Origin of the sequence: Aquirufa aurantiipilula (assembly GCF_019923745.1) — a bacterium.
Lineage (GTDB): Bacteria > Bacteroidota > Bacteroidia > Cytophagales > Spirosomataceae > Aquirufa > Aquirufa aurantiipilula.
In genome coordinates, this window is record NZ_JAANOG010000003.1 from 60,669 (window position 1) to 79,477 (window position 18,809).

The 18,809-nt window shown below is 39.2% G+C and carries 17 protein-coding genes; 4 read left to right on the forward strand and 13 right to left on the reverse strand.

Annotation, left to right across the window (positions count from 1 at the left end; all coding sequences use genetic code 11):
* Positions 1–7 precede the first annotated feature (7 nt).
* From G9H60_RS03950 to G9H60_RS03975, 6 genes are all read right to left on the reverse strand, one after another.
* Positions 8–3,040: a SusC/RagA family TonB-linked outer membrane protein gene (locus G9H60_RS03950; RefSeq protein WP_223142815.1), complete on the reverse strand. Its 3,033-nt coding sequence runs from the start codon at positions 3,038–3,040 to the stop codon at positions 8–10.
* Between the two features lie 138 nt (positions 3,041–3,178).
* Positions 3,179–3,829 (reverse strand): HAD family hydrolase, encoded by a 651-nt coding sequence (locus tag G9H60_RS03955; protein ID WP_223142816.1) that lies wholly within the window; start codon positions 3,827–3,829, stop codon positions 3,179–3,181.
* A gap of 2 nt (positions 3,830–3,831) precedes the next feature.
* Complete coding sequence (locus G9H60_RS03960) at positions 3,832–4,593, reverse strand: MBL fold metallo-hydrolase (protein ID WP_223143043.1); 762 nt, start codon at positions 4,591–4,593, stop codon at positions 3,832–3,834.
* Between the two features lie 13 nt (positions 4,594–4,606).
* Entirely contained in the window at positions 4,607–4,975 is a 369-nt protein-coding gene (locus G9H60_RS03965) for a response regulator (protein ID WP_223142817.1), read from the reverse strand.
* A gap of 139 nt (positions 4,976–5,114) precedes the next feature.
* The gene (locus G9H60_RS03970; protein WP_223142818.1) at positions 5,115–5,621 is read right to left on the reverse strand and encodes a DUF2911 domain-containing protein; all 507 of its coding nucleotides are present in this window, start codon (positions 5,619–5,621) and stop codon (positions 5,115–5,117) included.
* 24 nt (positions 5,622–5,645) lie between these two features.
* Positions 5,646–7,889, reverse strand: coding sequence for a DUF5916 domain-containing protein (locus tag G9H60_RS03975; RefSeq protein ID WP_223142819.1), 2,244 nt, complete (start codon positions 7,887–7,889; stop codon positions 5,646–5,648).
* A 180-nt stretch (positions 7,890–8,069) separates the two neighbouring features.
* Between G9H60_RS03975 and G9H60_RS03980 the strand changes: the two genes are divergently transcribed.
* Positions 8,070–8,786 (forward strand): YebC/PmpR family DNA-binding transcriptional regulator, encoded by a 717-nt coding sequence (locus G9H60_RS03980; protein ID WP_223142820.1) that lies wholly within the window; start codon positions 8,070–8,072, stop codon positions 8,784–8,786.
* Entirely contained in the window at positions 8,764–9,705 is a 942-nt protein-coding gene (locus G9H60_RS03985; RefSeq protein ID WP_223142821.1) for a hypothetical protein, read from the forward strand. The genes G9H60_RS03980 and G9H60_RS03985 overlap by 23 nt, the downstream gene beginning before the upstream one ends.
* Before the next feature lie 17 nt (positions 9,706–9,722).
* Here the strand turns inward: G9H60_RS03985 and G9H60_RS03990 are convergent, their stop codons facing one another.
* Genes G9H60_RS03990 through G9H60_RS04020 form a run of 7 tightly spaced genes read right to left on the reverse strand, consistent with a single transcriptional unit; the run spans position 9,723 to position 16,957 of the window.
* Positions 9,723–10,469, reverse strand: a complete 747-nt coding sequence (locus tag G9H60_RS03990; protein WP_223142822.1) for an NUDIX hydrolase — start codon at positions 10,467–10,469, stop codon at positions 9,723–9,725.
* 11 nt (positions 10,470–10,480) lie between these two features.
* Positions 10,481–11,137 carry a GDSL-type esterase/lipase family protein gene (locus tag G9H60_RS03995; protein ID WP_223142823.1) on the reverse strand — a complete coding sequence of 219 codons (657 nt, stop codon included), beginning with the start codon at positions 11,135–11,137 and terminating at the stop codon, positions 10,481–10,483.
* 2 nt (positions 11,138–11,139) lie between these two features.
* Positions 11,140–12,132: a Gfo/Idh/MocA family protein gene (locus G9H60_RS04000; RefSeq protein WP_223142824.1), complete on the reverse strand. Its 993-nt coding sequence runs from the start codon at positions 12,130–12,132 to the stop codon at positions 11,140–11,142.
* A 9-nt stretch (positions 12,133–12,141) separates the two neighbouring features.
* Positions 12,142–13,224, reverse strand: a complete 1,083-nt coding sequence (locus G9H60_RS04005) for an aminotransferase class V-fold PLP-dependent enzyme (protein WP_223143044.1) — start codon at positions 13,222–13,224, stop codon at positions 12,142–12,144.
* A gap of 8 nt (positions 13,225–13,232) precedes the next feature.
* A complete protein-coding gene (serA, locus tag G9H60_RS04010; RefSeq protein ID WP_223142825.1) occupies positions 13,233–15,143 on the reverse strand; it encodes a phosphoglycerate dehydrogenase in 1,911 nt (636 codons plus the stop codon).
* Positions 15,133–16,128 carry a YheT family hydrolase gene (locus G9H60_RS04015; RefSeq protein ID WP_223142826.1) on the reverse strand — a complete coding sequence of 332 codons (996 nt, stop codon included), beginning with the start codon at positions 16,126–16,128 and terminating at the stop codon, positions 15,133–15,135. Before G9H60_RS04015 ends, serA begins: the two co-directional genes overlap by 11 nt.
* A 4-nt stretch (positions 16,129–16,132) precedes the next feature.
* Positions 16,133–16,957, reverse strand: a complete 825-nt coding sequence (locus tag G9H60_RS04020) for an SDR family oxidoreductase (RefSeq protein WP_223142827.1) — start codon at positions 16,955–16,957, stop codon at positions 16,133–16,135.
* A gap of 104 nt (positions 16,958–17,061) precedes the next feature.
* On the opposite strand from G9H60_RS04020, the gene hemA reads away from it, so the two are divergent.
* Together hemA and G9H60_RS04030 are read left to right on the forward strand one after the other, a co-directional pair.
* Positions 17,062–18,348 (forward strand): glutamyl-tRNA reductase, encoded by a 1,287-nt coding sequence (gene hemA, locus G9H60_RS04025; RefSeq protein ID WP_223142828.1) that lies wholly within the window; start codon positions 17,062–17,064, stop codon positions 18,346–18,348.
* A gap of 6 nt (positions 18,349–18,354) precedes the next feature.
* Positions 18,355–18,804: a regulatory protein RecX gene (locus G9H60_RS04030; RefSeq protein WP_223142829.1), complete on the forward strand. Its 450-nt coding sequence runs from the start codon at positions 18,355–18,357 to the stop codon at positions 18,802–18,804.
* Positions 18,805–18,809: the final 5 nt, after the last annotated feature.

Sequence of the window (18,809 nt, forward strand, 5' to 3'; positions counted from 1 at the left end):
CTACTAATTAAAATGTGATATCTAAACCTACATTGACTGTTCTAGATTGCGGATATGAATAAGCCGCATACAATCCCTGAACAGTACCACCTATACTTTCTGCCTGGCCAAATCCAACTTCTGGATCTCCTTTAAACTCTGGAGTCCAATAGAACCAGTTTTGCGCTTGTGCATACACACGTACCGACTGCATCTTGGCTTTCTTTACCCAGTTGCTAGGCAAATTATATGCTAAGGTTACGTTGCGTAAACGGATGTAATCTCCTTTTTGTAAGAAGCGATCAGAAGCAAAGGATTGATATAATTGACGTGGGTCAGGTAATACATTTACATCACCTGCTTTTTTCCAATAATTCAATGCATCTACTGCTTGATTTTGATATACATTCTCTCCATCAGATGTTAAATCTTGCCATCTGTAGTTCAAAATGTAATGACCTCCTTGATAAACCGCATCAGCAGATAAAGTCACTCCTTTGTAATTTACAGTAGTTCCTAAACCTCCGAAATACTTGATTTGACGAGATTTGCCACTTAAAATTACGGCATCTCCTGCGCTCCAAGTTTCTGTATTTGAGCCATTTTTATCTAAATAAATAGGCTTACCAGTTTCTTTGTTTACACCTACATAACGGTTTAAATAATACACGTCAATAGGCTCACCAATTTTCAACTTAGAAACTCCACCTGAACGGTTTAGGTTATCTTCTGTTAACTCCACCACCTTGTTATTGTTGTTGGTAAAGTTGGCTGAGATATCCCAGTACAAATCTTTAGTTTGGATAACCTTGTAATTTAATGTTATCTCAAAACCGTTATTTTCTACTGCTCCTACGTTTTCTGTACGACTAGAAAAACCAGTTGTAGAAGAAACAGGACGATCAAACAATAAGTTAGACGTTTTCTTTTGGTAGTAATCCACCGAACCTGTTAACTTGTTATTCAACAAAGCAAAGTCTAGTCCCACGTTAGCTGATGCCGACTTTTCCCAAGTTAAACTAGAGTTAGGCAATTGAGAAGGGAAAGTAGCCGAAGTAGTACCATAACTAGAGTAACGGTACAAGCCTAGTGAAGTATAGTTACCAATACGGTCGTTACCTGAAGTACCATAACTAGCACGTAACTTCAACTGATTAACGAAAGTTAAGTCTTCCATGAAAGCTTCTTTGCTGATTTCCCAACCCGCACTCACAGAACCGAACAAACCATAACGGTTATCTACTCCAAAACGAGAAGAACCATCACGGCGAATAGACGCATCTAAGAAATAACGTTGGTTAAAATCATATCCAACACGACCGAACAAAGAGAATAATGACCAATCTGTTTTAGCTGAAGTAGCTGAAACTGGAGTTGAGGCATTGTCTTGAGTATTTACTTTTCCATTCGGGAAACCTTTGGTTCCAAAAGAGAAAGAACGGTAATTGTCATTGGTATATTCCACACCGACTAAAGCACGGATGTTGTGCTTATCGGCAATGGTGTTATTGTAATTAATGGTATTTGAAAACACATAATTGAAAGATTGGTATCCATTATCTGTTTTAGAACCACGAGCTGCTGGGTCACCCACATATTGATCTAAGATGGAGTTTGGCTTGATGTAAGACTCACGGTAATAATCTACCCAAGTAACACCTGCCTGAGATCTAAACTCAAAGTTTTTCACTGGAGTTAAAGAAACATAAGCACTAGAAATACCCGTATTGGTTGTTAGCATCTCAGGGTTATTTTCCAAAGCCTCAGAAATTGGGAATCCTTGGTGAGTCAAGTTAAATGTACCATCAGCTAAACGCTCTGGCTCGTAAGGGTTGTAGGCATAGATAGCAAAAGCTGGATTCTGTGCATTGTAACGATCACGAACCTCATTGGTTTTAATGTTGGAGAAATTCACGTTCGTTCCAATTTTAGCCCAATTGTTTGGTTTAAACTCCACATTAACACGACCTTGTTTTCTCCATAAATCCGATGCTAATTTGAAGATACCTTCGTTTATCTGATTTTCTAAAGATAAGTTGTACGTAAAAGTATCACTTGCACCACTGACCCCTAAACGAGTAACTTGGTTCATACCGCGACGTAATAAAGTATTGAACCAATCTGTTTTTTTAGAATCCAAGGTAGCCCATACTTTATCCAATTCGGATTGTGTTGCACTAGCTGGACTCGTAATTCCAGCAGCATCTACGTATTCATTGGCATAATCCAAATCTCTTTCATATTCCAATTTTTGACGCATATTCATCATTTGGAAATTATCAGGAGTTTTTTCATTAAGACCATATGAAGTTGACAAAGTCACCTTAGCATTACCTTTTTTACCTTTTTTAGTAGTTACTAAAATAACACCATTCGCTCCACGAGAACCGTAAATAGCCGCAGAAGACGCATCCTTTAAAATGGATATATCTTCGATGTCATTAGGATTCAATGAACTTAATACGTTCACACTTCCGATGGCACCTTCACTGTTGGCAGTGGGTACACCATCGATAACTACCAATGGTTGAGCACCCGCAGTTAGAGTTCCCTCTCCACGGATACGGATAAATGCAGGAGCACCCGGACGACCATTTTGAGCAGTTACTTGAACACCGGCGGCCTTACCTTGTAATAAGTTTTCAAAACTAGTTACCGGTTTGTTTTCCAATGCTTTGGAAGACACATTGACCTGAGCACCTGTTAAATTTTGCTTTTTTGCGGTACCATAACCGATAACAACTACTTCGTCTAAGCTAGATGATTCTGGCACTAAAGACACATTGATAACTGATTTATTTCCTACAGCTACTTCTTGCTTGGCAAAACCAACAAAACTAAAGGACAAAACAGCATTCTTTCCTGGAACGGAAAGACGGTAACTACCATCGCTGCCGGTAGTGATACCTCGTGAGCTTCCTTTAATGGCAACACTCACACCTGGAAGGCCTGACCCATCTTCAGATGAGCTAACTTTTCCAGAAATTACTTGGTCTTGGGCCAGTACTGGAACTATCCAGAACAGCATCAGTCCAAGGCTGAACAATAATTTTCTTTTCATAAGGAACGTTTTTGATGAAATAATAATTTGTTAAAAGGGAACAGGTAAGTTAAACCATTTACTCATGTAAAGGTTTTGAAAATTAGGAAAAAACTTAATGACACCAAAGAAAATTTAGATTAATCTAAAAATATCCATTTATAATTTGGTTTGAATCAAGCCTAGTAATCCCTCGAAATTGGGGGCTTGTATCTGCGTATGGGCTAATTCGGAAGCGGTATGGGAAGTAGTTATACCTACTACCTGCATACCTGCTGATAAGCCTGCTTGAATTCCTTGTAAGGAATCTTCTACCACCCAGCAATGGGCGTAATTTGCCCCTAATAAATCAGCGGCTTTCATATATATTTCAGGATCTGGTTTTCCCTTCTTTACTTCAGCACCACCTACAATGGCCTGAAAAAAGTGACGGATGCCCAGTCCATCCACGATGAAATCAATGTTTCCTTGACCCGCAGAAGTGGCCAAAGCACAAGCTATTCCTTGTTCTTGTAACTCCGTTAAAAATACAATTAAACCTGGTGCTGCTACCCGATGATCTGCATAAAAATTCCGGTAAATGGCTTCCTTCTTTTCTTCTAAGTGCTCGATTTCCTCTCGAGACATTTCGCGCCCATAGAACCATTCAAAGGTATCTTTGGAATTCATGCCATTCAGCTCTCGATAAAAGACTTCTCGAGTTAATGGAATACCGTGTTGTTCACAAAACAATAACCAAGCATCAACATGGTAGGGTAAATTATCCACCACTACTCCATCCATATCCAATAAAACCGCTTCAATAGGCATCTTTATACAGTTAATTGTAGGCCATCATAAGCCAAAAAAACATGAGGAGGTAGTTCTTGTTGAACTTCAGCATGTAAACCCATTTGATGACTGATGTGGGTAATGTAGGCCCGCTCAGGCTGTACTTTTTCAATCACCTCCAAAGCTTCATCCAAAGTAAAATGTGAAATATGGGAAGTCTTTTTTAGGGCATTAATGACCAAAACCTTGGATCCTTTCACTTTCTCCAATTCCTCCTCCGAAATAAAATTGGCATCCGTAATGTAAGTAAAATCACCAAATCGAAAACCAAGTACGTCCAACATATAATGGCGCACCAAAATAGGTTGAATTTTTACTCCTTGGATTTCAAAAGCTTGATGGGTAATGGGAAAGGTTTCAATTTCTGGAACTCCAGGATACTTATTTTCTCCAAAAGCATAGGCAAATTCACGCTTTAGTTGCTCAATTACATTTACCTGTGCGTATAATGGAATACTGGATTTTTGAACATAATTAAACCCACGTAAGTCATCCATACCTGCGGTGTGATCCTTGTGTTCATGGGTATAAATTACTGCATCTACATGCTTTATTTGAGCACGCAGCATTTGTTGACGAAAGTCGGGACCCGTATCTATAATAAAACTCTTTCCTTGGGTTTGAATGTGCATGGAAACCCGTAAACGCTGGTCATGCTGATCTGAGGAAGTACAAACTTCACAAGAACATGCAATCATGGGTATCCCTTGAGAGGTACCCGTACCTAGAAATTCTACCGAGATCGGCGACATGCCGTTATTCTGTTAATGCTTTAACTTGAGATACAAGTGCATCAAAATTTAAAGGTTTAGCTAAAAAGTCGTTAAATCCAGCTTCTTTGAAATCTTCCATGCTGTAATTTCTAGCATTACCCGTGATAGCAATCATCGGGATGTTGGATTTAGCGGTATCTGCCAAAGAACGAACGGCTCTTGCACATTCCATTCCATCCATTACGGGCATGTTAATATCCAAAAGAATGATATCAAAATCAGCTTTGGCTAATTCGTCTAATACTTGTTGTCCATTCTTAACAGCATGAATTTCAAAGTTTTGAAACTCTAATATTTTTCTAGCTAAATTTTGAATGACCGAACTATCCTCTGCAATCAATACTTTTTTCATAACACAATCTTGTTAAAATGGCTTAGGGGCATATGCCCATAATGGGGTAAAAATAACCAAAGCATTGAGGAATTCAAATGAATTTTTGACATAAAAAAAGCGAACCTGTTGGGTTCGCTCTAATTTTAAATCATTTTCTCTATTTCACATAGAAAGAAACGGATGTTTTATCCCACTCCAAGCTTACTTGACCTGTTTCAGAAACAGCAATATTGAACTGCTCTGTCTTAGCATGCTCACTTGGTTTAGCTGTTACGCGTAAAGCATCTTGATCAGCTTTGTAGGTATAAGCGCCCCACATTTTGGACTCTTTATTGAAGATAATCGTCCACTCGGTAGGACCAGGAATGGATAATAAAGAATAAACTCCCTTGGCCAATGGTTTACCTTGTACTAGTACATCTTTAGAAAATTCGATGGTTGTAGCTTCATTAGCACCTGTTCTCCAAACCTCTCCATAAGGAACTAAGGCTTTTTGTTCTTTGGTACCAAATACCAAACGCCCTTTTACAGATGGCTTAGCGTATTTAATCAAAACTTGGGTATTCCCCACTTTCTGAGAAGCTACGGCTGGTGGAGATGCAGGGCTTTGAGCCAAAGCACCAAAACTTAAAATACAAGAAAGAATAACAAGAAGTTTTTTCATGGTTGTGTTTGTTAATTTTTAGACCTACAAATTAAGCCAATAATTCAATTTTAACACTATGGAACGATTTCGAATATGAAAATTCTCTGGCAAATAATTGTCCGTATATACTAAAAACAAGTCGGAAGCTGGTTTATAACGCCATTGTAAACGCGCGTTTAAGTTCATATTCTTCGTTTGTTGGTTCAGTTGAAAGAAGGTTGTAAAAAACAATTTATTGGTAAATGTGATATCTACTTTAGGTCTTACAATCCAAAACTCAGAAGCAGAGATGATTTTTTTAGTTGTCCCATCTGCTTGAATCACAGGCACTTCTACTCCCCAAATATCATTGTAATCCAAAGCTACCGAAATACCCACATGAGGCTGGAAACGATAACCCAATTCTCCAGTAATACCCGTTCTATTTCCATTACCATAATAGCCACCAACTCGCGAAGTCACCGAATAAGTAAACAATTTGATGGGTGATGAGATGTATCCAAAACCAACAGATCTCCAAGTATGCTCGGAACCCTTTCGTACCGGAATATTACCCATTCGGGTAGGATCAAAATCATATAATAAACGTACATAATCATAACCATGGAAAGCAGAGAAGCTCGACTGATCTTTCATTTTTCCTTCTAAAGCCACATAAGTGGTATTATCCGTCAAGCCTCCTGAATTATTCCAAAAGCTTAGGCTATTCAATCGTACTTGGGCATAAAACAATTGGCTAGTTTTGCTCTTTGGATAAAAGATTTTACCTACCTCCGGGTTGATGTTGGTATAATTTACGCGAGGCACATAACCAACTTCTGGATTGTAACTTTCTCCTACCCATTGGTGCTTCCAACTCACAATCCAATGATTGTCTTTGTATGCTAAAGAGGCAGCGTGGGCAAAATTATTCGCTTTTGCATCTGGACTGATGGACTGGTAATAGAAGACTTTTCCTGTCCAGAAATTGTTGGAAGAAGCCAAATTATACTCCACACCTATGTTTCTATTGAATTCGGCAAATCCATTTTGACGCTGCAAATCGGTATCAATGAAGGATTGTTTATTGATCATAAAAATTCCTACGTTCGAGCGGGCAAATAATTTCCTTTGCAAAGCCACCATGGAATAATTTTGGGTTGGCACGCCTTTATCATCGATTCGTTGTGATTGAACATTCAATAAGCCTATTCTCCAATCGTTGGTCAATTTACCACTTACCCTTGCCCCATATGTAATGGGAGTTTGCTCATAAATACCGGTTCGGGTATTTAAAGCTAAACCGATGCGGCGAGAGAAAAATGGACGGATGGTTTCCGTACCAAAACCATCAAACAAATCGGAGTTTTCAATAAAAAACTGACGTTTTTCCGGATAAAATAATTCAAATCGATCTAAATTAGTTTGCTGGCGGTCTACATCAACTTGTGAAAAATCAGGATTAATGGTTAAGTCCATATTCATACTCGAACTTAATGCCACTTTGATATCGCCTCCTATTTGCTTTCTAAAGCTAGTAGGATCTTTCGTCTCATAATTACTGGTCACCCCGGATAAGACATAAGGAATCACAGAAATATTTTGTTTAGGTGCTGGTGGAGGAGTTTCCCACAACAAAACACCTGAATAAGCTAAAGAGGCCGTAGGAAACTGTCGAGGTACAGGAGCCCAAGCTGATTTTTCTTTGGCTTGAAGATCCAGTCGACTGAAATTGATTCCCCAACGAGTACTATTGTTCTTGTATCGAATGGATTTAAAAGGAATAGCGGCTTCCCAAATCCATGACTCTTTATTATAAGAAGTAGAAGACTCCCATTTATTATCCCAGTTTAAGTTTACTTTGGCTCCTTCGGACATTTGTCCGTCCCATTGCGCACCGGCGGCATTGGCTCCAAAAGAAAAACCCGTGGTTTTATCATCAAAGGTATCGATGAAAACTAAAAAATTATCATTGATACCAAAGCTAAAATCCCGTTTCAGTGATTCAACTACATAACGAGATTGGTCTTTCAAGAAACATTCCGCTGATATATATAGGTATTTATCATCATAAGTCATTCGAACATCAGTGCGAACATTGGAACATAAGGTATCGGTAGGATTACACATCACAAAATCACTCACTTTGGCCGCTTCAAACCAGGCGGCTTCATCTAACTTGCCATCCATTTTCAGCGGACCTTTGGCCGGCTTGATGAGCATTTGGAATATTTCGTTTCGTTTGGCTGTTTGAGCTAGAGAAGAAAAAGTTGTAAGTGTAAATAGTAAGAGGAAAAGTCGCTTCATATATGGTTGTTGTAAATCAATCTACTGCAATTTAGCCAAATTAAACGGAAGCCTAGGTAGGTCTTGTGGGGCAAAGGCCACAAGAGTGTGGAAATAATTCTTGAGTTTTTTTAATCCAATCGACAAAAATCCTTTTGCTTGTTTTATTTTTGTAGCTAGTACTAATTATCGCAACGAATTATGGGAAGAGCTTTTGAATTTAGAAAGGCAAGAAAGTTTAAACGCTGGGGTCAAATGGCCAAAACGTTTACAAAAATTGGTAAGGACATTGTTATTGCAGTGAAGGCTGGCGGAGCAGACCCTACAGGAAACTCACGACTTAGAGCCATCATTCAGAATGCCAAGGCAGTAAATATGCCAAAGGACAATGTGGAGCGTGCCATTAAAAGAGCTGTTTCAAAAGATCAGGAAGATTACAAAGAAATTGTTTACGAAGGATATGCCCAGCACGGTATTGCTATTTTAGTAGAAACTACTACTGATAACATCAACCGCACCGTGGCCAACATTCGCTCTTCATTCACTAAATGTGGAGGAAGTTTAGGCACTCAAGGCATGTTGGATTTTATTTTTACCCGCAAATCGGCTTTCAAAATTGCTCCCAAGCCGGAGATTGATTTGGAAGAATTGGAGTTTGAATTAATTGATTTAGGAGGAGATGAGGTGTTTTTAGATACCGAAACCAACCAAATCAACATTTACGGAGAATTTACTGCTTTTGGGGCCATTCAAAAATACCTGGAAGAAAAAGGATATGAATTGTTAGGGGCTGATTTTGAACGTATCCCTAATGAGACCAAAGAATTAACAGATGAACAAGTGGCGGACGTTGAAAAATTAATTGAACGATTGGAAGAAGATGATGATGTTCAAAATGTTTACCACAATATGGGCTAAACCAATAAGTAAAAAGCACCTAGCAATAGGTGCTTTTTGTTTTTTATTCCAATCCTATGTTTGGGGGCAAATCCCAACCTATCAGTTTCAGACATTGAGTGGAGTTAATCCAGCAACTCATACTTACTTTCAAAAATACCTTTTCAAGCGTAAAAATCCTGCGGATTTTATGCTGCAAGTTCGACTGAAAGCATTCGACTTTGAGTCAAAAGATGCATTCAAATTTCAGGCAGAAGTGTATGTGGTCCGCGATTCCATTTTGGGCCCTCAATTACTTTATACCTACAAAAGTCAATTTAATACCCAGGGATTTAAAACAAAATCGGACCATTGGGAAGACATGGCTAAATTAAGCTCTCAAAGCCTTCAAACACAATTTGATCAATGGTGGAAGAATAATTGGGATAAAGACCCTAAATTAATCCAAGAGATTCGGGTAACATTTTTACCCGATTATGTTCCTCATTCAATGGATCGTGACACCTTGTATTTTGGACAAAAAAACTTGGACTGGAATGACTTTACTGCAAAACCCTATCCTGGATCCCGTTTTGCTGCACAAATATTTAGCAATTTTGAATACCATGCCACTCCAAGAATTGAAGGGGCTATTCTTTATTTACCAATTCAAGTAAAAGTATACATGCTCCGCTCCCATTCATGGAAAAAAGAAAATCTTCCTGATCGAGCTTTAGATCATGAGTCTACCCATTTTAAGATTACGCAACAAGCAGCCCAACAATTTAAGGCACAAATCCAACAAAAGAAATTAAGACCGCTTTGGTATGAAAGCGAGTTACAATGGTGGTTTTTAGATGCTTACCGCTGGATGAATAGCACACAAAAGATGTACGATGAGGCCACACAGCATGGTATATATGAGGCAGAACAAATCAAATGGAATGATAAATTTAGATAATTAGATAATCTTCTAAATTAATATTCGACTTGCGATAAATAGACCTTGGCTTTCTTCACATCAAAGCGATACAAATACGGTGCCTTGTGTGCCCCTCCCAAGTAACGCTTCTCCAAACGAACCAAAATATCCATGCTTAAAATCTTCCTTTGGAAATTGGTTCTTACCAATTTTTTACCCAAAATGGTTTCATAGACTTGTTGCAATTCCGACATGGTAAAGGTCTCTGCCAAAAGATTAAAGGCTAAGAGTTTTTGATCTAAGGACCAGCGAAGTCGTTCTAAAGCTTTATCAATTATAGCTCTATGATCCAAAAACATGGTAGGAATATCGTAAATATCATTCCAAGAAAACACATCGGACATTTGGTCTAAATTGACTTTGACTTTAGAAAAGTCGACCAAGGCATAATAGCCAATGGAAATGTATCGATCAGAAAGAAACGAAGTATCTACACCGGATTCGCCTATTTTCTCCTGAATTTGGGCATGTTGTTGGATGGCTCCTTGATTTCTTTTGACATCACCGAAAGTATAAAACTGCTCCAGATAAATATCTTTTAGGCCAGTTCTTTCAAACAAGACACGGCTTGCTGCCTGATCCATATCTTCATCGGATTTAACAAATCCACCTGAGACTGACCAAACATCTGTGTTCTTAAATTTCAAAAGAAGCACTTTCAGTTGATTTTCATGAAAACCAAAAATCACACAATCCACTGAAATATGCGGCAACCAATTCACTACTGAATATTCTTTGGCCATAAACGTAAAATTTAGGGATGTTTTTGAATAAACTCATGAATTTGCTTCACGAAAAGTTGGTATCCTTTTTCATTTAAATGCAAACGATCCTCCACAAACACATCATCCATTAAACTACCATCTGCCCGAAAAAAGGGGCTTTGCATATCGATATAAAAACGTCCTTTTTCTTTGGAAACAATTTGCTGAATTCGGGCATTTAAATCTTTTTGCTTATCCAACATGGCAATACGAGCTAAACTAGGTCTAGCTGCAATAAATACCAGTTTTGTGTTGGGTAATTTTTCTCTCAACCTTCTAGAAAAATCGACGAATTCTTGAGCAATAAACTCGGGACTCTGTCCTTTAGCCAAATCATTATCTCCCTCGTACATAAAAACCCAGGCCGGTTGGTATTTCAATACCATGCGATCAAAGTAATACAAAGCTTCTTCTAAGGTAGATCCACCAAAACCACGGTTAATGGAAGGATAGGCTGCCATATCACGGTCAAATGTTTTCCAAAGTCTAAAACTAGAGCTCCCGAAAAATAAGCGAAGATTTTTAGCAGGCATAGACAATGAATCTTGGGATTCATAAGCCTTAATCTCTTTTTCAAATTTGTTGATTTGTGCAAAAATGCTGGTGCTGATAAGTAGCAAGCAAGCCAGCAATATGTGTTTTTTCATGCCTATTCGTTAGGATAGACTAAGCCTATCTGTTTTCTAATTTCATCTAATAATGCCATTAACTCTTGACTAAACTGATGCGTCATCCATTTGTTTTCTTGTCGACCCGCACGTAAATCAGCCTGAACTGCTTCTGCTTCATACGAATACCCCCAGCCCTTGCGTTCACATTCAAATTCTTCTACTTCACCCGACTCTAATGTCAAAGTAATACCAAATGTCTCATGGAAACGAGAATGCATCAATATTTTACCTTGACTACCATAAATAGTACAAGTGGTATCCGTCTGAGCCGCTAAAGTAGAAAACAAGGTAGCCGTGGCTCCGCTTTCATAGCTTGTGGCTATGGAACAATTCATGTCCACTCCTGTAGGAGCCATGGTTCCCGTCGCTAGCAAGGTTTTGGGCTGGCCTAAAAGCAATTTAGATATAAATAATGGATAAATTCCGATGTCCATCAAAGACCCCCCTGTTAAAACGGGGTTGAATAAACGACTCTCCACATCGTATTCTGCTTTGAAGCCAAAGTCAGCGGCCACATGTCGGATTTGGCCAATTTTTCCGGATTCAATAATTTCCAAAACTTTTGCTACTGATGGATGAAATCTAGTCCATAATGCCTCCATTAAAAACAAGTTCTTTTCCTTTGCTTTTTGAATCATTTCAGCCACTTGGCGGCCATTCACAGCAAATGCTTTTTCACACAAAACGGGGATTCCAGCTTCTAGACACAATAATGTATGGGTATGATGTAAACCATGAGGTGAGGCCACATACACCACATCGATCAATCCACTCGAAAGCATTTCTTCATAGGAACCAAATGCCTTTGAACCAGGATAATGGGATGCGAATTCTTCTGCGCGGTGGATATCTCTTGAGGCCACAGCACTTAGTTGGGCATCTGGCACAAATGCTAAATCATCGGCAAATTTACGCGCGATTTTTCCGCAGGCGAGTATTCCCCAACGGATGGAATTTCCAGGATTAATCATTTTCTTCTATTAAATAGAGTTCAAGGTTTGTATCAATGCCTCCACCTGTTCACTTGAAACGGCAGGGAAATTAGCAATTCTTATTTGTGTTTCCTTCATTTTGCCATATCCAGCACCCACAATCATACCCGAGGCATCTTTTACTTTTTGAATGACAGTACCTGCTGCTTCTTGACAATTCAATACGACAACAGTCTGAGAACGATGTGATTCATTCTCTACAAAAGCTTCAAAGCGATCGGATTTTTTCGCAAAATCATACAATGCCTTGGCCTTGCGGTCGGTTTCTTTGCGGATTTGATCAACACCTATTCGGTTAAAATCCTCAGCTACTTTACCTAAAACATAGATTCCCATCACATTGGGGGTCTCTGGTGTTTCAAACTTCTTGTAATTCTCCCAAAGACTAGGTAATGAATGGTAAGTTCCAATCACGCCCTCGTGCTTTTTCATTCTTTCTGCTTTCTCCAACATCGCCTCATTAGCAATCCAAACTCCTAAACCCGCTGGCATACCAAAAGCTTTTTGAACGGAGAAAAAGGCAGTATCAACGATATTAAAGTCTAAGTTGGTATAGGGCGCAGAAGAAACCATATCTACTGCTAAAAACTTATCCTTATTCGCTTTCTTTAATTTGTGTATTTCCTGAGCACGCATTTGGACACCTGAACTTGTCTCATTAGCAGTAGCACAAATCAACTCGGCATACTCGGGCACTTGTACATCAGAAGCATCAAAACCCTCACCAAATGGCTTATGGGCAGCATGTGCATATTTGTGAAGTTCTTGAGCAAAATCAAAAAACTTCCTAGAGAAAGAACCATTCACCAAATGAAAACACTCATGCTCCACCGTATTCATGATGATACGTTCCCAAATTTCAGTAGCAGATCCCGTGAAAAGTATGGCATTATTTTGTTTGGGTAAATTAAACAAATGCCTCAATTGCTCATCGGCATGTTGGTATATTTTCCTAAACTGAGCTGAACGATGCGAAATGGAACCGATGGACAAGCGAAATGCCTCTTCATAATGTCCTTGAACAGTAGGATAAAGTGCCGCTGGGCCAGGGGTAAAAAATACGGGCTGCATCATAAATTTTAATAAAGCATTCTAAACTTAATGGTATTCTCAATCAATTTCAATTCATTGACTATTTCTTCTGAATATTCTTTGGCCACATCGGTAATCACGTAACCCGTTTTCTCGGTTGTTTTCAAATATTGACCAATGATGTTTACCTGATACTTAGCAAACACATTGTTTATTTGTGCCAAAATTCCCGGCATATTATGGTGAATATGCAAAAGTCGGTGTGCATTTTCCAATGGAGGTAATTGTAATTCAGGGAAGTTAACCGACCCATAAGTGCTACCATTGTTCATAAACTGCAACAATTTTGCTGGAACAAACTCACCAATATTAGCTTGAGCCTCTTCTGTCGATCCTCCAATGTGCGGAGTCAAAATAACATTCGGCAAACCTCTTAACTCATTGATGAATTCTTCATCGTTGGTCTTGGGCTCATAAGGAAATACATCGATTGCTGCACCCCAGACTTTACCCGATTTAATGGCTTCTACTAAAGCAGGAATTTCTACGACATGGCCTCTGGATAAATTCAAGAAAATCACATTGTCTTTCATCCAAGAAAATTCTTGCTCCCCTATGATGTTGGTATTCACTTTCCGACCATCCACATGCAAACTCACAAAATCAGCTAAGTTCAAAAGCTCTTTCAAACTTGAACATTTTTTGGCATTACCCAAAGCCAATTTATCTACTGTATCATAGAAATACACTTCCATTCCTAGAGCTTCCGCAATCACGGAAATTTGGGTTCCAATATTTCCATATCCCACTAAACCCAATTTTTTTCCACGGATCTCATAGGAATTCGTTGCCGACTTATCCCAAACACCAGCATGCATGCGGCTTGATTTCTCGAAGATATTTCGCGTGAGCATAACCATTAAACCGATGGATAATTCCACGACGGAACGGGTGTTGGAATAGGGTGCATTGAAAACGGCAATACCCCGATTTTCGCATTCTGCTAAATCAATTTGGTTGGTTCCAATGCAGAAAGCACCTACGCACATTAAACGGGCTGCATTGGGATGTTCCAATACTTTTTTCGTCAAATTGGTTTTGGAACGTAAACCTAGAATGGACACATCTTTGATTTTTTCAATCAATTCAGCCTCATCTAAAGCTCCTTTTAACAATTCTACTTGAAATCCTTCTTTCTTAAATGCTTGAACAGCATGAGGATGCACGTTTTCCAAAAGAAGAACTTTGATCCTTGATTTAGGATAAGACTGAGCACGGCTCAATCCATTGATATATAAAAACTCGTCGAGGGATGGGACCACATGGTCTGCTTTCTCCACCACCACTTTACGAGACACGTTTTCTGTAAAAGCAAAAAACTTATTGGCTAAACCAGCCTCACGCAATTCGTAATCTGTGTAACCATCGCCGATAACATATACCTCACCTTCCAATTGCAAGGATTGAAGTAAGCTTACTTTACCGCGGTCTTTCGACAATAAATTATCGTGATCATAACCCGTGATATTACCTTCGGCATCATAATTAAAGGTATTGGCAAACACATTCTCTGCTGGGATGCCTAATTCTTGAACTACGGGTACTATGAAATCCTTGAAACCACTAGACACAATGAGAATTTGCTCTGCATTTTCTAGGATAAACTCTTTGTTACGATTGAATGAATCCGAAATTTTACCTTTTAAGAAAGCGATCAATTGATCTACATGGCTGCGGTTGGCCGACAAAAGGGCTACACGATCACGCAATGAATCGGCAAAAGAATAGGAACCGGTCATCCCTTTTTCAGTAATCTCCCGAATCTTGGAGACAATCTCCTTTTGTTTCGGGTTTCCTTGTAAGGCGATATTCGCCAACTCATCTAGCCCTTCTACTTTAGTAAAAGTACTATCAAAATCAATCACAATGTGCAATGGCTCCAACTGTTTATTCGACATAATTAATCGTTTCTTTATTCAAAAACCAATTCATTGCCCGTTGTTCCGACCACAAGGTTCCTCGGTAATCTGAGGGATAAAATCCACAATGCCCTCCTTGAGTGGGCAATTCCAAAAAGACATTTTCCCATTGGGAAGCCAGAGATGCGGGGAGGCATTCGGGCGATAAAAATGGATCATTTTGGGCATTCACTACCAAGGTAGGAACCTGAATCTTATCTAAAAAATACAGCGCACTATTTTGTTCATAATAGTCTTCCGCATCTTTAAAACCGTGCAATGGACCCGTAATCACATCATCAAACTCCCTCAATGTTTTGATTCTTTGCAGAATAGCTACATCGACAGCCGTGGGAAATAGCACGGCTTTTTCTTTTGCTTTAGATAGAAGAGTTTGTAAAAATCGATGAGTGTAGAGTCCATTTTCTCGTCGTGCCAACTTTCGGCTACTACTTGAAAGGTGCAAAGGTACGGAAAATGCCACAGCTTTTCGAATCAAATTTGGATGATTTTGCCCTTGTTCTCCCAACCATTTCAAGGTTAGATTACCTCCCAAACTAAAACCTGCTAAATAAATGTGTTTTGCCCCACGGTCTACACATGCTTGAATCACATCATCCAGATCATCTGTGGCACCACTATGGTAAAATCGAAGCTTATTATTCATCTCTCCAGAGCAAGACCGAAAGTTCCAAGCCAAGGCGTTGAAACCCTGAGCGATCATGGTTTTCACCAATCCTCTGACATATTGCGCCTGACTACTTCCCTCCAAACCGTGCGAAACTATGAGTAAAGGTTTGTCAGACAAAGGTCCTTCAACATACCAATCCAAATCCACAAAGTCCTGATCGCGCAATGTCAATCTTTCTCTTTGAGGAATCAGCTTGGTAATTTTACGAAACAAGGCCGTATAGATACTTTGGGTATGTCCCTCAGGTAACCAAAAAGGGGGCTGATAGCTGGGTTCTGAATGAATTAAAGGCAAGGCATTAAATAAAAAAGTCCGGAATTAATTCATGATCACCCAAACTTGGATTGACCTTATAAATTTCAAAATCGGTGTAATTGGCCGCACGCAATACTTCTTCATCAATGAAAAACTGTCCAGTGGTGCTGACATGATCTTGTTTGAAAATCTCATAGGCAGCATCCGCCATGATGCTCGGCTTTCTTGCCCGATCTAACATATCTGAGTTCCCAACTGCAAATTCTATGGCCGCCGTTGCGATGATGGTTTTAGGCCAAAGGGAATTAAATGCCACTTTATTTTTGAACTCCGCTGCCATACCTAAAGTACAAAGCGACATGCCAAATTTGGCCATGGAATAAGCCACGTGGTTTTCAAACCAGCGGGCTTCAATATTTAAAGGAGGTGATAAGGTTAACACATGTGGGTTTTTCGACTTCAACAAATGGGGCAAGCAGGCTTTGGAAGTCAAAAAGGTACCTCGAGCATTTACTTGATGCATTAAGTCGTATTTCTTCATATCCGTCCATAGCGTCCCCGTCAAAGAAATGGCAGATGCATTATTCACTAAGATATCAATGCCTCCAAAGGTCTCCACCGCTTTTTCTACGGCTTCAAAAACATGATTTTCATCACGAATATCCAAGACTAAAGGTAAGGCTCGGCCACCTAAGGCCTCTATTTCCTCGGCTGCGGAAAAAACAGTGCCCGGTAATTTAGGATGAGGCGTAGCTGTTTTGGCTGCAATAACTACGTTTGCGCCCACAGAAGCCATTTTTTTAGCAATCTCAAATCCGATACCTCGAGAAGCACCGGTAATAAAAACTGTCTTGTTGCTGAAGTCCATCTTGTGTTATTTAAACTTTGTCTAATTTACTATTTTCTTGTCAAGACAGTACATAAAATAAATTTTGGTTTGTACTTTTGTTAATTATTTTTCAAAACCACCGAATGTCAATTCCGTTTAAGTCTATAAGTATATCTCATCGCTCTGCTCCTCTCACGATTCGTGAGCAAGTGGCGTTAAATGAGGAAGAAAGTAGAGCCTTTGCTATTAAATGTAAAGACCTTTTTGGATTACAAGAAATGTTGATTGTATCTACCTGCAATCGTACAGAGGTGTATTATAATACCCCGGAAGATATATCCCACGATTTAGTTAAGAGTTTATTGATTGAAAAAGGATTGCATCAAACACAAGAATACACGCCCTATTTTCATCATGAATCTGACGCTGAGGCCTCTTTAAGGCACTTATTTGAAGTGGCTACAGGTTTGCAATCCAAAGTGGTAGGGGATTTACAGATTCCGAATCAAATCAAAAAAGCATACCAACAATCGGCTGATTTAAATTTAGCTGGTCCATATTTGCATCGATTGATGCATACCATCTTTTATGCCAATAAGCGTGTAGCTCAAGAAACTTCGTTCCGTGATGGAGCGGCATCCGTTTCTTATGCCACGGTAGCTTTGGCTGAAGAATTATCCCAAGCCATCGCTCAACCTAAAGTTTTGATTCTAGGATTAGGGGAAATTGGTTTGGATGTATGTAAAAACATGGAGGATAAAGATTTCGCTGAAATCACCATCATGAACCGTACCTTAGAAAAGGCGGAAAAAATTGCCCACGATAAACCATTCCGTGTGGCTCCAATTGAAGATTTGTGGAAGGAAATTGCGCAGGCAGATATCATTATCTCTTCGGTACGAAATCAAGACCCAATCATCACCCAAGCCGAATTAAAAAAATTATCGATATTGACTTTTAAATATTTCATTGACCTTTCGGTTCCAAGAAGTATTGAAGAAGGCATTGAAAAAATATCAGGCGTTTTACTATATAACATTGATTCATTGAAAGAACGGGCCGACGAAGCCTTGCGCATTCGTATGGCTTCCGTACCAGATGTGCGTAGAATCATTGATGAATCCGTGATTAGTTTCAATGATTGGTCCAAAGAAATGGAAGTTTCACCGACCATCCACAAATTGAAAAATGCGCTAGAGCAAATCCGTAAAGAAGAAATCAACCGCCATTTGAAAGGTCTTAACCCTCAAGAGGCAGAGAAATTGGAAAAAATCACGGCTAGCCTGGTACAAAAAATCATCAAACAACCTATTATTCATTTAAAAGCCGCCTGCAAACGTGGTGAGTCAGATAGTATGGTGGATGCTTTGAACGATTTGTTCAATCTAGAAGCTTATGAGGAGGTGGATTCTAGCACTCCAAATCCATAATTTCCCATGAAATCCGAGGTTTTACAGAAACTGGCTCGCTACTGTGCCTATCAGGAGCGTTGTGTTTGGGAAATACAAGTCAAAATGGAATCCTTGGCCGTTTTACCTGAAGATCAAAAGCCCTACCTGGAATGGCTAGAGGAAAATAACTACCTTAATCAAGAACGATTTGCTAAGCTTTTTGTTCGATCCAAATTCAACCAAAAATCTTGGGGTAGAAATAAAATCAAATTTGAGCTTAAGCGATTACAAGTTAAAGACTCCCTTATTCAAAAGGCCTTAGAAGAACTCCTAGACTTACCTTATGAGGCTACTTTGGAATCCATGTTGAAGGATAAATTCCAACAAGTAAAAGATCCTAATGAGTGGAGTAAAAAACAAAAATGTTACCAATATGCCATGAGAAAAGGCTTTGAAGCCGATTTAATTTCCATGTACATGCAACAGCTTAAATAAAAACT

Excerpts from the sequence above, each read along its gene's own strand:
- serA (WP_223142825.1), bottom strand. The coding sequence starts at position 15,143 with ATGTCGAATAAACAGTTGGAGCCATTGCACATTGTGATTGATTTTGAT.
- G9H60_RS03965 (WP_223142817.1), bottom strand. The coding sequence starts at position 4,975 with ATGAAAAAAGTATTGATTGCAGAGGATAGTTCGGTCATTCAAAATTTA.
- G9H60_RS03985 (WP_223142821.1), top strand. The coding sequence starts at position 8,764 with ATGTTTACCACAATATGGGCTAAACCAATAAGTAAAAAGCACCTAGCA.
- G9H60_RS04000 (WP_223142824.1), bottom strand. The coding sequence starts at position 12,132 with ATGATTAATCCTGGAAATTCCATCCGTTGGGGAATACTCGCCTGCGGA.
- G9H60_RS04020 (WP_223142827.1), bottom strand. The coding sequence starts at position 16,957 with ATGGACTTCAGCAACAAGACAGTTTTTATTACCGGTGCTTCTCGAGGT.
- G9H60_RS03975 (WP_223142819.1), bottom strand. The coding sequence starts at position 7,889 with ATGAAGCGACTTTTCCTCTTACTATTTACACTTACAACTTTTTCTTCT.
- G9H60_RS03990 (WP_223142822.1), bottom strand. The coding sequence starts at position 10,469 with ATGGCCAAAGAATATTCAGTAGTGAATTGGTTGCCGCATATTTCAGTG.
- G9H60_RS03995 (WP_223142823.1), bottom strand. The coding sequence starts at position 11,137 with ATGAAAAAACACATATTGCTGGCTTGCTTGCTACTTATCAGCACCAGC.
- G9H60_RS03955 (WP_223142816.1), bottom strand. The coding sequence starts at position 3,829 with ATGCCTATTGAAGCGGTTTTATTGGATATGGATGGAGTAGTGGTGGAT.
- G9H60_RS03970 (WP_223142818.1), bottom strand. The coding sequence starts at position 5,621 with ATGAAAAAACTTCTTGTTATTCTTTCTTGTATTTTAAGTTTTGGTGCT.
- G9H60_RS03950 (WP_223142815.1), bottom strand. The coding sequence starts at position 3,040 with ATGAAAAGAAAATTATTGTTCAGCCTTGGACTGATGCTGTTCTGGATA.
- hemA (WP_223142828.1), top strand. The coding sequence starts at position 17,062 with ATGTCAATTCCGTTTAAGTCTATAAGTATATCTCATCGCTCTGCTCCT.
- G9H60_RS03980 (WP_223142820.1), top strand. The coding sequence starts at position 8,070 with ATGGGAAGAGCTTTTGAATTTAGAAAGGCAAGAAAGTTTAAACGCTGG.
- G9H60_RS04005 (WP_223143044.1), bottom strand. The coding sequence starts at position 13,224 with ATGCAGCCCGTATTTTTTACCCCTGGCCCAGCGGCACTTTATCCTACT.
- G9H60_RS04030 (WP_223142829.1), top strand. The coding sequence starts at position 18,355 with ATGAAATCCGAGGTTTTACAGAAACTGGCTCGCTACTGTGCCTATCAG.